We start from the raw sequence: 13557 nt of genomic DNA on the forward strand, positions 1-13557 counted from the left end.
TCCCGTCCCGCTTGTTGTGGGGTCCCGTCCCGCTCAGCCCGCCGCGAGGTAGGCGCGCACGCTCGCGTGGTTCATCGCCGTGGCCGCCTCCTCGGCGGAGGGGCACTCGACGACGATCGCCACCGCGGCCTGGGACGCCGGCACTGCGCGCACGCCGAGGCGGACGTAGCTGTCAGAGCCGTCGTCGGCGCTCACGCGGAGGTCCGCGCCGGCCAGGTCAACGAGCGGTCCGTCGTAGGCACCGAGCGTCGTCACGACCGTGAAGCCCTCGTGCGTCACGCTCGCCTCCGCAGCGGAGCCGCGCACGCGCCCGATCTCGGCCTCGAGCGCGCGCGCGGTCGCGGACTGCTCGGCCGAGGCCCGGTCATCTGACGGGGACGGGCTGGAGCCGGGTGAGGCGAGTGGGGACGATGGCGAGCCGGCCGGGGCGGCGGGGCTCGCCGTCGTGCGCTCCGGCGCGAGCGGGCCCACGCGGAAGGAGAGCCTGCAGCCGGCGTCGGAGACGAACCGCAGCTCGTCCGGCGCCGCGGTGAGCCGGTACCGCGCGCTCGGCTCGGCGTGCCAGGAGGGTGTGGCGGCGAGCGTGAGCGGGTCGCCGAGCCCGTAGGCGTCGAGGGTGGGGCCTGGTGCGGGGGAGGACGACGACGCCGGGCTCGGCTCGGGGGAGGCCATCCGCGCCGGCCCCGATGGGGTCAGAAGGCCCGCAACTGCCACGACGAGTGCGATGCCGACCACGAGGTACACCCCGCCCAGCGCCCACATCCAGACCGGCCACCGGTGCAGTCGACGTGCAGGCGACGCCCGTTCGGGAAGGCCCCCGGGGCCGGCGTCGCTGCTCATGGTTCTCCTCGGGCGAAGGTCGAGTCCTCCCTACCTTCCCATGCCCCGCCCGGGAGGTCACGCGGGCTAGGCTCGGAGGTGGCAGGCGGCGCGGACCGCCCGGGCAGGGCGGGCGTGGAGCCCGCGGGGGGAGGAGAGGCCGGTGGAATGGCTGTTCGCGGCGGCAGGCGCCGTCCTGATCCTCCTCGGGTTCAACGACATGTTCCACACACTGCTGCATCCCATGGGGCGCGGGAGGCTCGGCCGGTACCTCGCCTCGGGTGTGTGGGCGCTCGCCAAGAAGACCCGCCCCGGCCAGCGGCTCGCGGGGCCCTTCGTCGTCGTCACGGTCGTGGTCGTGTGGTTCCTGCTGCAGGCCTTCGGCTGGGCCCTCGTGTACCTCCCGCACGTCCCCGAGGGGCTGGTCTACGCCCCGGGCCTCGACGAGTCGGCCTACTCGGACTTCGGGGAGGCGGTCTACCTCTCCCTCGTCACCCTGTCCACGCTCGGCTTCGGGGACGTGGTGCCGGAGGACCGGTTCATCCGGGCGGTGGCCCCCGTCCAGGCTGTGGCGGGATTCGCGCTCCTCACCGCGGCGGTGTCGTGGGTGCTCGAGCTCTACCCGGCACTGTCCCGCCGCCGCGAGCTGGCCCTGCACCTCGCCATCCTGCGCCGGTCCGACTACGCGCAGCGGGTCCACGAGGTCCTCCCCGCGGCCGCCTGCCGCATGCTCGACGACCTGGCCCGCAACGTCGTCCAGATCCGGGTGGACCTGGCCCAGAACCTTGAGACCTATTACTTCAGGGAGGAAGACCCGGACATGTCCCTCCCGATGTCCCTGCCGTACGCGCTGGAGATCGCGGCGGCGGCCGAGGCCGCCGACGCCACCCAGGAGAACGGGCTCGCCCCGAGCGCTGCGGGCCTGCGGACCGCGGTGGACGACCTGCTCGTGTTCATCGGGCACGCCTTCCGCCTCGAGGGCACGGACGCGGACGGACTCCTCGCCTCGTTCACCGCGGACCACGAGCACGGGGACGGCTGAGGCGGCGGCTGGGGTCAGCGCGTGTCCAGGTCCTCGAAGACGAGGAAGGTCTGGGTGTCCAGGACGCCGGGCATGGACTGGAGCTGGTCGAACACCACGCGGCGCAGGTCCGTGTTGTCCACGGCGCGCACGAGGATGATGACGTCGAAGTCCCCGCCCACGAGGGCGATGTGGTGCACCTCCGGGATGGCGCGGAGCCTCTCGCGCAGCTCGCGCCATGAGTGCTGGCGCACCTTGAGGGTCACGTAGGCGCTCGAGCGCAGGCCGGCGCGGAGGGGGTCGAGCAGCGCCGTGTACTTGGTGATCACGCCGTCCGCCTGGAGCTTCGCGATCCGGTTGTACGCGTGCGCCCGGGAGATGTGGACGTTCTCCGCGATGGTCGTGACGGAGCGGCGTGCATCCTCGGTGAGTTGGGCCAGGATCGCGCGGTCGACGTCGTCGAGCGGCCGCGGCTCGCCCGGCAGGGCGTGCAGATCGTCCACGGGGACCTCCTGTGATGCCGGTCATATGAGCAATCCGTCTACGGATCGAAGAGTCTCGCCACCAGTCTTCCACGGTTTGGGCGGATCGGGGATACGAATGCCTCCGATGAGGGGATACTGGAGGCAACATGTGCGGCCGTGAACCGGCCGCCCAACCCGTTCAGCGCTGCACGAGGAGGAGACATGACCATCCCCGCAGAGGCCCAGGAGGCCATCCGCAGCTTCGGGATCAGCCTCGAGGACTACATGCTCCCCGTCCACGGACCGGTGGCCCAGATCCAGATCCTCGATGCCGACGGAACCCTGCTGCCGCCCGAGCAGCGCGGGTCCGCCCCCGGGCACGAATACCCCATCCCGTCCGCGGACGAGCTCCTGGAGGCCTACCGCCGCCTCGTGATCGGACGCCGGGTCAACGACCAGAACTCCGCGCTCGTGCGCCAGGGGCGCATGGCCGTCTACCCCTCGAGCCACGGCCAGGAGGCCTGCCAGGTGGCGGCCGCCCTGTGCCTGTGCGAGGGCGACTGGATGTTCCCCACCTACCGCGACTCGGTCGCCGTCATGACCCGCGGCGTCGACCCGGTCGAGACGATGACCCTGTTCCGCGGCGACTGGCACGGCGGCTACAGCCCGATCGAGCACAAGGTGGGCATCCAGTGCACGCCACTCACCACCCAGCTCCTCCACGCCGTCGGCGTCGCCCGTGCGGCCGCATTGCGCGGTGAGGACACCGTGGTGCTGGCCATGTGCGGCGACGGCGCCACGAGCGAGGGCGACTTCCACGAGGCGCTCAACTTCGCCGCGGTCTTCAAGCTCCCGGTCGTGTTCTTCGTCCAGAACAACCAGTACGCGATCTCGGTGCCGCTCGCGCACCAGTCCGTGGCGCCGTCGCTCGCCCACAAGGCGATCGGCTACGGCATGGCCGGCGAGCGCGTGGACGGGAACGACGCCGTCGCCCTCCTCGCCGTCCTCGACCGCGCCGTGCGCCTGGCCCGCTCGGGCTCGGGCCCCCTCCTCGTCGAGGCGTACACCTACCGCATGCAGGCGCACACCAACGCCGACGACGCGACGCGCTACCGCGAGGACGCCGAGGTCCAGGCCTGGGCGGCGAAGGACCCGCTGAACCGCATGCGCGCCTACCTGCGCGCCGAGGGCGTGCTGACGGACGACGCCGAGGCCTCCTTCGCGGCCGACGCCGAGGAGGTCGCGCGGCAGCTGCGCGACGGCCTGGGCGAGGACGCGGCCGTGGACCCGGCCGACCTCTTCCGGTTCGTCTACACCGAGCCGACCCCCCAGCTGCGCGAGCAGGCGGCGCAGCTGGCCGACGAGCAGGCCCGCGAGCAGGGCGACGAGACCTCCGGAAAGGGGCACTGACATGAGCACTGTCGCCGAGGCCGCCACCGAACGCGCGGCCCGCCGCGCCGCCGCAGGCGAAGGGCCCCAGCCCCTGACGTTCGCGAAGGCCCTCACCACCGCCATGGCGGACGCGATGAAGGCGGACGCCTCCGTGGTCGTCTTCGGCGAGGACGTCGGAACGCTCGGCGGGGTCTTCCGCATCACCGACGGGCTCCAGAAGGAGCTCGGCGAGGACCGCTGCTTCGACACCCCGCTCGCGGAGTCCGGGATCGTGGGCATGGCAGTGGGCATGGCCATGAACGGCATGCGCCCCGTCGTCGAGATGCAGTTCGACGCGTTCGCGTATCCCGCCTTCGAGCAGATCCTGAGCCACGTCGCGAAGATGCACAACCGCACGCGCGGCGCGGTGCGCCTGCCCATGGTCATCCGCGTCCCGTACGCGGGCGGGATCGGCGGGGTGGAGCACCACTGCGACTCCTCCGAGGCCTACTACGCCCACACCCCGGGCCTCAAGGTCCTCACGCCCGCCACGGTCGCGGACGCCTACCGCATGCTCCGCGAGGCCATCGCGAGCGACGACCCGGTCGTGTTCCTCGAGCCCAAGAAGCTCTACTGGTCCAAGGACCTCGTGGACCTGGCCGCGCTCCGCGCCGAGTTCGCCGGCCCGGCTGCCACCCCTGCGGGCGCGCGGGGTGCGCACGACGGCGGGCGGCGGCTCACGGTGGACGGCGCCGCCGTCGTCGCCCGCCCCGGCACCGACGCGACCCTCATCGCCTACGGGCCCTCGGTGCCCACCGCCCTCGCGGCCGCCGAGGCCGCCGCCGCGGAGGGGCGCTCGGTCGAGGTCGTGGACGTGCGCTCGATCGTGCCGTTCGACGACGAGACCGTCGCCGCGTCGGTCCGGAAGACGGGCCGCGCCGTGGTGGTGGCCGAGGCAGCGGGCTTCGCGTCCGTGGCCTCGGAGATCGTCGCTCGGGTGCAGGAGCGCTGCTTCCACTCGCTGGCCGCGCCGGTGCGCCGGGTGACCGGGTTCGACATCCCGTTCCCGCCGCCCAAGCTCGAGCACTGGCACCTGCCCAGCGTGGACCGCATCCTCGACGCCCTCGACGACCTGCAGTGGGAGGACTGATGACCGTGAGCACTCACACCCAGACAGGCCGCGTCTTCCGGCTCCCGGACCTCGGCGAGGGCCTGACCGAGGCAGAGCTCGTGCGCTGGCTGGTAGCGGTCGGCGAGGAGATCGCCGTGGACCAGCCCATCGCCGAGGTCGAGACGGCCAAGGCCGTCGTCGAGGTGCCCTCGCCGTTCGGCGGCACGGTCGCCGTGCTGCACGGCGAGCCGGGGGAGACCCTCGACGTCGGCGCACCGCTCATCACCGTCGCCCAGCCCGCCGAAATGGGGGCCCTGACCGCCGAGGAGGGGGACTCGGCCGGCGAGATGGGGGCCCTGGCCGCCGAGAAGGGGGACTCGGCCGGCGACGCGTACCGGACCGAGGAGCGCGCCGGATCCGCCGCGCCCGCCTCTGGGACTGCAGCCAGCCCTGCCGAGCAGGGCTCCGGCTCGGGCAACGTCCTCATCGGGTACGGCACGCCCGGGCACGCGGCAGGCGGCCGCACCCGCAGGCGCAAGGGGGCAGCGGCGTCGTCCGCGCCGTCCGCGCTGTCCGCTCCTTCCCTCTCCGCCTCGCCGTCCGCAGAGGAGCCCGCACGCACGACGACGACGGGCCAGGCCGTGCGCGTCGTCTCCCCGATCGTGCGGCGGAGGGCGCGGGAGCTGGGCGTTGCGCTCGCGGCCGTTGCCGGCACCGGGCCTGACGGGCTGATCCTGCGCCGCGACGTCGAGTCCGCGGCCTCGGTTTCGGGTACGGGCTCCCCCATTTCGGCGGCTCAGCCCCCCATTTCGGCGGCCCAGCCCCCCATCTCGGCGGCTCAGGCCCCCATCTCGGCGGCTCAGGCCCCCACTTCGGCGGCTCAGGCCCCCATTTCGGCGGGCGAGAGGGACGCGCGTACCGGGCTCCCGATCGTGTCCCGCACCGCGGTCAAGGGCGTGCGCAAGGCGATCGCCCAGGCCATGGTGCGCTCGCGGTCCGAGATCCCCGAGGCCACGGTCTGGGTGGACGCGGACGCGACCGCCCTCGTCGAGATGCGTGCAGAGCTCAAGCGCCGCGACCCGCACACGCCCAGCCTGCTCGCGTTCATCGCCCGGTTCGTCCTCGCCGGCCTCGCCAAGTACCCCGAACTGGCCACGCGCATCGACGAGACGGGCGCGCGCGGCGCGGGTGAGGGCGACGGCCAGGAGATCGTGGCGTTCGACGGCGTGAACCTCGGCTTCGCCGCCCAGACCGACCGCGGGCTCGTGGTCCCCGTCATCCGCGGCGCGCAGGCGCTCAGCGCACGGGAGATCGACGCGCAGCTGCGCCGCCTCACCGGCCTCGCCCGCGAGGGCAAGGCCTCGCCGGCGGACCTCACGGGCGGCACGTTCACGCTCAACAACTACGGGGTGTTCGGCGTGGACGGCAGCGCGGCGATCATCAACCACCCTGAGGCGGCGATCCTCGGCGTCGGGCGCATCGTGGACCGCCCGTGGGCGGTGGACGGCGAGCTCGCCGTCCGCAAGGTCGTGCAGCTCACGCTCACGTTCGACCACCGGGTGTGCGACGGCGGCACCGCCGGCGGGTTCCTGCGCTACGTCGCGGACGCGGTGGAGCAGCCGGGGAGCGTCCTCGCGGACCTCTGACCCGACCCATCGGCGGCGGAACGCGCCGGGGCGGGGCTCCTGCCGCCACGCGGCCGGGGGCCCCGCTGTCCGCGCGTCCGCCCTCCGGCTCAGGCCCCGCGGCGGCAAGGCGTGGCAGAATCGGGGCAACCGGAAACTCGAGAAGGGCCCGAGGGCGGGCCCGCGGAAGGACGGCAGCGCATGGCTAATTGGCGGGAACTCGGCGGGGGGACCTCGGTGCTGGCCACGGAGCCGCTGCGGCTGAACATCGGTCTCGTGGTGGGAACCGAGCGCGCGCTCGTCGTCGACACGGGCGAAGGCCCGCGCCAGGCCGCAGAGGTCCTCGCCGCGGTGCGCGAGAAGACGGAGCTGCCGCTCGTCGTCGTCAACACCCACGCCCACTACGACCACTATTTCGGCAACGCGGCCTTCGCCGCCGCCGGGGTCACAGAGTTCTACGCGCACGAGAATGCGGCGGCCACGATCGCCCAGGTGCGCGATGCGGGCACCGCCGCCGGGGGCGAGCGCGAGGCGGTCGCGGACACCGAGCCGGAGATGGCCGCCGGCGAGGGGGAGAACACCGAGATCGTCGTCCCGACTGCGATCGTGCGGGACCAGCCCGTGCTCGTGGACCTCGGCGGCGTCTCCGTCACCCTCTTCTACCTGGGCCGCGGGCACACGGACGGGGACCTGCTCGTGGGCACGTCCTCGACCCTCTTCTCCGGTGACCTGGTCGAGGAGGGGGCGCCGCCGGCGTTCGAGGACTCCTACCCGGAGGAATGGGCCGACGTGCTGCGGCACATCTCGGCGCTGCGCCACCGCTACGAGCACCTCGTGCCCGGACACGGGGGCCTGTGCAGTGACGCCACCGTGCGGACCATGGCGGATACCATGGCGACTGCGGTGCGCTCCGCACGGCAGGCCACGCGGGAGACCCCGGACGATGCGACCAAGGCGATCCCGATCCTGCCGTACGGCCCTGAGCAGTCGAGGCTGTTCATCCAGCGGCTCAAGGGGAGCGCCCTCCGGTAGGAGGCGTCACGGCAGGCGAGGCACAGCCCGCCGGGAGTGGTCGGGGAGCTGGAACGGAAGGGCGAGCATGGCGGATGAGCAAGGGCAGCCGGTTCCGATGACGCGGCGCGAGGCGCGCCGCCTGCGCGAGGCCGAGGAGGCTGCGCGGCTGGCTGCGCTCGACCGGCCCGCCTCCGTGGAGGAGGCGGCGGCCAGCGGCGCGGAGCGCCGCCGTGTGGGTGCGGACCGTACGGAGGCCAGTGGCGCCGTGGCAGGCAGCAGCGCGGACGACGCCGGGATGGCGCCTCCCGCTTTCTCTGCACCGGAGCCTGTGCCTGCGCTGCGGCGGGAGAGGGAGCCCTCGGCATGGCCGATCCCTGCGTCTGCGTCGAGCCCTGAGGTTGAGACGAGCGCACTGCCCGTGACGCCGGTGGATTCCGAGGCGGGGGTGGGGCACGCCGTCGTACCCGAAACACGCAACGCTGTACCCGAAACTCGCGACGCTGTACCCGAAACTCGCGACGCTGTACCCGAAACTCGCGACGCCGTACCCGAAACTCGCGACGCCGTACCCGAAACTCGCGACGCTGTACCCGAGATGTCGGCCGCTGTACCCGAGGCGATTCCGGCGCCCGGGGCGCCGGCTGTTCCCGAACCGCGGCCCGTGGCCAGCCAGCCGAGCGGGTTCGTGCGCGCGGCGCCGGCGCCGGCGCCGAAGGGCTGGCGCGGCCTCGTGTACCGGCTCACGGGCGGGGCCGTGAACCTCGGCCCCAGCGAGGACGAGCTGCGCGAGCGGGAGCTCGAGGAGCAGATCCGCCAGCCGCTCGAGGGCAGCTGGAACACCGCGTTCCTCTCGCTCAAGGGCGGGATCGGGAAGACTTCGACGACCGTGGGGGTGGGCCTTGCGCTCGCCGCCCTCCGCTCCGACCCGCCGTGCGCGATCGATGCCAACCCGGATGCGGGGGACCTCGTGGAGCGGGCGCTCGGGGAGGGCGCCTACGAGTCCGAGCGCGTCCACTCGATCACCGCCCTGCTGCGGGATGTGGACCGGATCGGCTCCCGCTCGGAGCTCGCGCGCTACCTGCACGAGGCCGGCGGCCTCCACCTCCTGGCGGGCGAGCAGGACCCGGAACTCTCCGAATCCCTGACTGCGGAGGAGTACCGCAGGGTCCACGAGCTCGTGTCCCGCTACTTCGGCATCACGCTCACGGACTGCGGGACCGGGGTGAGCCACCCGGCCATGCAGGGGATCCTCCAGGACGCGGACAGCATCGTGGTGGTGGCCGGCTACGCGGTCACGGGGGCGAAACGGGCCAGGGACACTCTCGCATGGCTCTCCGGCCACGGGTATGCGCACCTCGCAGAGAGCGCCACCGTGGTGGTGACGGACAAGGACGGCGTCACGGAAAGGGTTGACCGGGATGCCATCGAGGAGACGCTCGCGGGCATGTGCCGTGCGCTGGTGACGGTCCCGCATGACCGCTCGATGGCGGACGGCGACCTCGTGTCCCTCGAGTCCCTGCGCCCCGCGACCAGCAGGGCCTACCGGGAGATCGCGGCTGCGATCGTGTCCGGGTACCGCGAGAGCGGGCGGGCACAGGGCGTCACGGCTGCCCCCCATTCGCAGCCGTGACGCGGCGCCCCAGCCGGTCGGTTCCCCGCGATCCCCTCTCGAGGAGTCGTCAGGGCCACCGCAGGCGCGGTTTCATCCACCGACTGGTTTTAATACCGTAGCGGCCGCGCGTCGCGCGTTGCAAGGCCACGGCGGCGCAGGCGTCACGCAGGCGTCATTGAGACGTGGGGAGTCTCATGCGGGCTCCGGGCGGAGCGGCCGAAGAGCCATGCCCCGGCCACGGCGAGGAGGTAGCCCGTGATCACGATGAGCGAGCACCCAGCCCAGAAGTAGTGCGTGGTGCTGACCTCCGGCCCGGCGATCCGGATGAGCGCCACCGCCGCTGCCGCCGCGGCCGCGAGCCCCGCGAGGACCGGCAGCGCGAGCCACCACCGCGAGGACGCCCAGTGGCCCCCGTATCCCTCCCAGGCGTTCCACGCGCTGCCCGTGCGGAGGACCGCCCAGCCGGCCGGGGCGGTGAAGGCCGCGACCACGAGGAACGCCGCGACCACGTCCGCCGGCCGGTGCCACTGGTTCACGAGGGTGGAGCCTCCCGAGACGACCGCGAACGTCCCTCCCACGAACGCCAGGAACGGCCGCCAGCGCGGCGAGGCGACGAGGAAGACCGCGGCGGCAGCGGAGGCGGCGAGGGTCGTGTGGCCTGAGGGGAGCGAGTTCTCGGTGAGCGTCTCGATGCCCCGGAACGGCCGGGTGAGCACCTCCGCTTTGAGGATCTGGGTGGTCGCGTTGGCGCCGGCTGCTGCGAGCAGGGCGATGAGGGCTGCGGCCCAGCGGCCCCTCGCGAGGGCGGCATAGCCCAGGGCGATCGTCGCGGCGGCGGCCGAGAGCGCTGGAAGGAGGTCCAGGAAGCGGAGGGCTGCCTTGCCGGCCGCCCCGTAGAGGGCCACGGCCTCGACGAGCGCGGATTCGTCGATGAACTGCCCCGTGGTGGTGCGCACGAAGAACAGGTACGTCCCCAGGAGCCCGGTGAAGGCTGTGAGGGATGCGACGAGGAACGGCCCCGCCCCGGCCTCGTCCCGTGTCTGCGTGGGCATGGCATCCAGCGTCCCACACTCCGCTGTGCGCCCGCTTGGAGCCAGCCACCGGTTGGACGCGCTGCCCGGCTGGACGGCCTCCGTTCCGGAGCCTGGGCCCGAGCGCGCGCCGCCCGCCGCGCCTACAGTGGGCCCATGGCCCCGACCCCTCCCCAGCCTTCCCCGGATCAGCACCCGCACATGGGGCCCGTCCCTGCCCACCCTGTCCCCGCCCTCCCTCCGCTGTCCGCGATCGAGGCGGGTGCCGCCGTCGTGCGCCTCCCGCTCACGGTGCGCTTCCGCGGGGTCACCGAGCGCGAGGCGCTCCTGGTGCGCGGGCCGGCGGGCTGGGGCGAGTTCGCGCCGTTCCCCGAGTACGACGACGGCGAGGCGTCGCGGTGGCTCGCGAGCGCCCTCGAGGCGGCCTGGGAGGGCTTCCCCACCCCGGTGCGCACGAGCGTGCCGGTGAACGCGACCGTTCCCGCGGTCGCCCCGGACCGCGTCCGCGACGTGCTGGCCGCCTTCGGGCCGGTGAGCGCGGTCAAGGTCAAGGTGGCCGAGGCGGGGCAGTCCCTCGCGGACGACATCGGCCGGGTCGCCGCCGTCCGCGAGGTGCTCCCCGAGGCGGCGCTGCGGGTGGACGCGAACGCGGGGTGGTCCGTCCCCGAGGCGGTCGAGGCGCTCGGCCAGCTCGAGCCGTACGGCCTCGAGTACGCGGAGCAGCCCGTGCCCGGGATCAACGGGCTCGCGGAGGTGCGGGCCCTCCTCGCGGCCCGCGGCACCCCCGTGCGGATCGCGGCAGACGAGGCCGTGCGCAAGGCGGAGGACCCGCTGCGGGTCGCGCGGGCCCGTGCCGCCGACCTCATCGTCGTCAAGGCAGCGCCGCTCGGGGGAGTGCGGCGCGCGCTGGGGATCGTCCGCAAGGCCGGGCTGCCCGCCGTCGTGAGCTCGGCCTTGGACACCTCGGTGGGGCTTGCCGCCGGCGTCGCCCTCGCCGCGGCTCTCCCGTCCCTTCCGTACGCGTGCGGCCTCGGCACGGGCGCGCTCCTCGCGCACGACGTCGTGGCGGAGCCCCTCGTGCCGGTGCGCGGCGCCCTCTCCGCGGAGAGGCTCGCGCAGCGCGCCATGGCGGACCCGGAGCTCGTCCAGCGGTGGGCCGCGCCCGAGGAGCGGAGGGAGTGGTGGCTCGAGCGGCTGCGGCGGTGCCACGCCGTCCTGGCCGCCGCCGAGACAGGGCAGCGTGACGCATGCCACTGAGGGATTAGCACATATTCGTCTTGCAGAAAAGCTAGTTTTCCTCCGGTTAACCTCACGGCACCGGCGAGTTCTCCTGCGGCTGGTGGTGTAGGCCCGTTCGTGCCTAACTCCCTGGAGGAACCCCATGCCCGCTGAGAACCAGCGCACCCTTCTCCCCATGCTCGGCCACGTGCGCGGCAAGCGCAGCGCTGTCACGTGCGCGCTCAAGTGCGACAACGCCTGCGCGGGCGAGGTCTGCAACACCTCGAAGAACAACTACTTCCGCGACATCGCCGAAGGTGCGATCTCGCGCCGCTCCGCTCTGGGCCTCGGCCTGGCCGGCGCCCTGACGATCGCGCTCACGGGCGGCCAGAAGGCCGAGGCGGGCACCCTCTCCCAGGCCGTCAAGACCATGGCGCCCTCGAAGCTCGACTTCACGCCCATCGCTCCGGTGGACTACCTCGTGGACGAGCTCAACGTCCCCGCCGGCTACACGTGGAAGCCGATCATCCGCTGGGGCGACCCGCTCTTCAACGACGCCCCCGAGTTCGACGCCGCCAAGCAGACGCCCGAGGCGCAGGCCCGCCAGTTCGGCTACAACAACGACTACTCGTCCATCATCGAGCTCGAGGGCAGCAAGGGCCGCCGCGCGGTCATGTTCGCGAACCACGAGTACACGAACAACGAGCTCATGTTCTCCGCCGAGGAGATGGCGGCCGATCCTGCCCGCATCCGTGCGATCGCCCGTGCTGCCCACGGCCTCACCGTGGTCGAGCTCGAGCGCGCGACGAAGACGGACGCCTGGAGCTACGTCAAGGGCGCCCCGCGCAACCGCCGCTACCTGCTTGACACCCCGTACGAGCTCACCGGCCCCGCTGCGGGCTCGGCGCTCCTGAAGACTGTCGCGGACCCCTCGGGCCGCCGCGTCCTCGGCACGCTCGGCAACTGCTCCGGCGGCACCACCCCGTGGGGCACCATCCTCTCCGGCGAGGAGAACTTCAACGGCTTCTTCCGCTCGGCGGGCACCTCGGCCGAGGACAAGCGCTACGGCCTCTCGGACAAGGCCACCCGCCAGGGCTGGGAGCTCGACGACCCGCGCTTCGACACCCGCAACCCCGGCTACTCGAACGAGGCCAACCGCTTCGGCTACGTCGTCGAGATCGACCCGCTCGACCCGACGTCCACGCCCAAGAAGCACACGATGCTCGGCCGCCTCAAGCACGAGGGCGCCAACGTCCACGTAGCCGCCAACGGCAAGGTCGTGGCCTACACGGGCGACGACGAGCGCTTCGACTACCTGTACAAGTTCGTCTCGCGTGACACCTACCGCGACGGCGGCACCACCGCGGACCGCGAGCACAACAAGACGCTCCTCTCCGCGGGCAGCCTCTACGTCGCCAAGTTCGAGGGCGACTCCGCTGCCGAGATCGACGGTACGGGCAAGGTCCCCTCGGACGGGGCGTTCGACGGCGTGGGCCAGTGGCTCCCGCTCGTCGTGGACGGCAAGTCCGCCATCGCCGGCATGAGCACCGAGCAGGTCCTCGTCTACACGCGCCTCGCGGCGGACATCGCGGGCGCCACGAAGATGGACCGCTGCGAGGACGTTGAGCCGAACCCCATCACGGGCAAGGTCTACGTGGCCTGCACCAACAACTCCAACCGCGGCAAGACCGGCTACGCCGGCCCCGACGAGGTCAACCCGCGCTCGCTCAACCGCGACGGCCACATCGTGGAGATCACCGAGGACGGCGGCGACCAGACCGCCACCACGTTCACGTGGAACCTCCTCATGCTCTGCGGTGACTACAAGCAGGGCGACGCGGTCTACTTCTCGGGCTTCCCGAAGGAGCAGGTCTCGCCGATCTCCTGCCCGGACAACGTCGCGTTCGACTCCCAGGGCAACCTGTGGATCTCGACCGACGGCGCCCCGAGCGGCATCGGCTACAACGACGGCCTCTTCAAGGTCACCCTCGAGGGCGCCGAGCGCGGCAAGGTCGAGCAGTTCCTGTCCGTCCCGCGCGACGCCGAGACCTGCGGCCCGATCGTCCGCGACGAGGAGCGCCACGTGTTCGTCTCGGTCCAGCACCCGGGCGAGGACGGCACCTTCGCGGCGCCGAACTCCTACTTCCCGGACTACGTCCCCGCCGGCACGCCGGCCGGCCGCGGCCAGTTCGCCGGCCCGCGCCCGTCCGTGGTCCAGGTGCTCCCGACGGCGCACGCCAAGTAGCAGTGCACGCGGGGCTGCTGGCCGCC

Annotated in this window: 11 protein-coding genes; 8 read left to right on the top strand and 3 right to left on the bottom strand. The window is 72.9% G+C overall.

The annotated features are described in order from the left end of the window. Positions 1–33: 33 nt before the first annotated feature. Positions 34–840, bottom strand: coding sequence for a hypothetical protein (locus ABCQ75_RS05810; protein WP_345883822.1), 807 nt, complete (start codon positions 838–840; stop codon positions 34–36). Positions 841–982: 142 nt separating this feature from the next. On the opposite strand from ABCQ75_RS05810, the gene ABCQ75_RS05815 reads away from it, so the two are divergent. Then, positions 983–1861 carry a potassium channel family protein gene (locus ABCQ75_RS05815; protein WP_345883823.1) on the top strand — a complete coding sequence of 293 codons (879 nt, stop codon included), beginning with the start codon at positions 983–985 and terminating at the stop codon, positions 1859–1861. Positions 1862–1875: 14 nt separating this feature from the next. Here ABCQ75_RS05815 and ABCQ75_RS05820 read toward each other — a convergent pair whose 3' ends face one another. Continuing rightward, entirely contained in the window at positions 1876–2343 is a 468-nt protein-coding gene (locus tag ABCQ75_RS05820) for an Lrp/AsnC family transcriptional regulator (RefSeq protein WP_345883825.1), read from the bottom strand. Between the two features lie 183 nt (positions 2344–2526). Here ABCQ75_RS05820 and pdhA point away from each other — a divergent pair, with 183 nt between their 5' ends. From pdhA to ABCQ75_RS05845, 5 genes are all read left to right on the top strand, one after another. Next, the gene (gene pdhA, locus ABCQ75_RS05825) at positions 2527–3714 is read left to right on the top strand and encodes a pyruvate dehydrogenase (acetyl-transferring) E1 component subunit alpha (protein ID WP_345883827.1); all 1188 of its coding nucleotides are present in this window, start codon (positions 2527–2529) and stop codon (positions 3712–3714) included. A 1-nt stretch (position 3715) separates the two neighbouring features. Further along, complete coding sequence (locus ABCQ75_RS05830; RefSeq protein ID WP_345883829.1) at positions 3716–4825, top strand: alpha-ketoacid dehydrogenase subunit beta; 1110 nt, start codon at positions 3716–3718, stop codon at positions 4823–4825. Further along, on the top strand, positions 4825–6432 hold the full coding sequence (locus tag ABCQ75_RS05835; RefSeq protein ID WP_345883831.1) for a dihydrolipoamide acetyltransferase family protein: 1608 nt from the start codon (positions 4825–4827) through the stop codon (positions 6430–6432). The genes ABCQ75_RS05830 and ABCQ75_RS05835 overlap by 1 nt, the downstream gene beginning before the upstream one ends. Positions 6433–6612: 180 nt before the next feature. Next, positions 6613–7443, top strand: coding sequence for an MBL fold metallo-hydrolase (locus ABCQ75_RS05840; RefSeq protein WP_345883833.1), 831 nt, complete (start codon positions 6613–6615; stop codon positions 7441–7443). 643 nt (positions 7444–8086) lie between these two features. Continuing rightward, positions 8087–9055 carry a MinD/ParA family ATP-binding protein gene (locus ABCQ75_RS05845; protein ID WP_345883835.1) on the top strand — a complete coding sequence of 323 codons (969 nt, stop codon included), beginning with the start codon at positions 8087–8089 and terminating at the stop codon, positions 9053–9055. A 143-nt stretch (positions 9056–9198) separates the two neighbouring features. Here ABCQ75_RS05845 and ABCQ75_RS05850 read toward each other — a convergent pair whose 3' ends face one another. Beyond that, the gene (locus ABCQ75_RS05850; protein WP_345883836.1) at positions 9199–10089 is read right to left on the bottom strand and encodes a phosphatase PAP2 family protein; all 891 of its coding nucleotides are present in this window, start codon (positions 10087–10089) and stop codon (positions 9199–9201) included. A gap of 180 nt (positions 10090–10269) precedes the next feature. Between ABCQ75_RS05850 and ABCQ75_RS05855 the strand changes: the two genes are divergently transcribed. Continuing rightward, positions 10270–11325: an o-succinylbenzoate synthase gene (locus tag ABCQ75_RS05855; protein WP_345884233.1), complete on the top strand. Its 1056-nt coding sequence runs from the start codon at positions 10270–10272 to the stop codon at positions 11323–11325. Positions 11326–11449: 124 nt separating this feature from the next. After that, positions 11450–13531: a PhoX family protein gene (locus tag ABCQ75_RS05860; RefSeq protein WP_345883839.1), complete on the top strand. Its 2082-nt coding sequence runs from the start codon at positions 11450–11452 to the stop codon at positions 13529–13531. Positions 13532–13557: the final 26 nt, after the last annotated feature.

Source organism: Sinomonas halotolerans, assembly GCF_039615075.1.
GTDB classification, from domain to species: Bacteria; Actinomycetota; Actinomycetes; order Actinomycetales; family Micrococcaceae; genus Sinomonas; species Sinomonas halotolerans.

Coding starts and splice junctions, on each gene's coding strand:
- pdhA (WP_345883827.1), top strand. CDS start 2,527: ATGACCATCCCCGCAGAGGCCCAGGAGGCCATCCGCAGCTTCGGGATC.
- ABCQ75_RS05830 (WP_345883829.1), top strand. CDS start 3,716: ATGAGCACTGTCGCCGAGGCCGCCACCGAACGCGCGGCCCGCCGCGCC.
- ABCQ75_RS05855 (WP_345884233.1), top strand. CDS start 10,270: ATGGGGCCCGTCCCTGCCCACCCTGTCCCCGCCCTCCCTCCGCTGTCC.
- ABCQ75_RS05840 (WP_345883833.1), top strand. CDS start 6,613: ATGGCTAATTGGCGGGAACTCGGCGGGGGGACCTCGGTGCTGGCCACG.
- ABCQ75_RS05810 (WP_345883822.1), bottom strand. CDS start 840: ATGAGCAGCGACGCCGGCCCCGGGGGCCTTCCCGAACGGGCGTCGCCT.
- ABCQ75_RS05860 (WP_345883839.1), top strand. CDS start 11,450: ATGCCCGCTGAGAACCAGCGCACCCTTCTCCCCATGCTCGGCCACGTG.
- ABCQ75_RS05835 (WP_345883831.1), top strand. CDS start 4,825: ATGACCGTGAGCACTCACACCCAGACAGGCCGCGTCTTCCGGCTCCCG.
- ABCQ75_RS05850 (WP_345883836.1), bottom strand. CDS start 10,089: ATGCCCACGCAGACACGGGACGAGGCCGGGGCGGGGCCGTTCCTCGTC.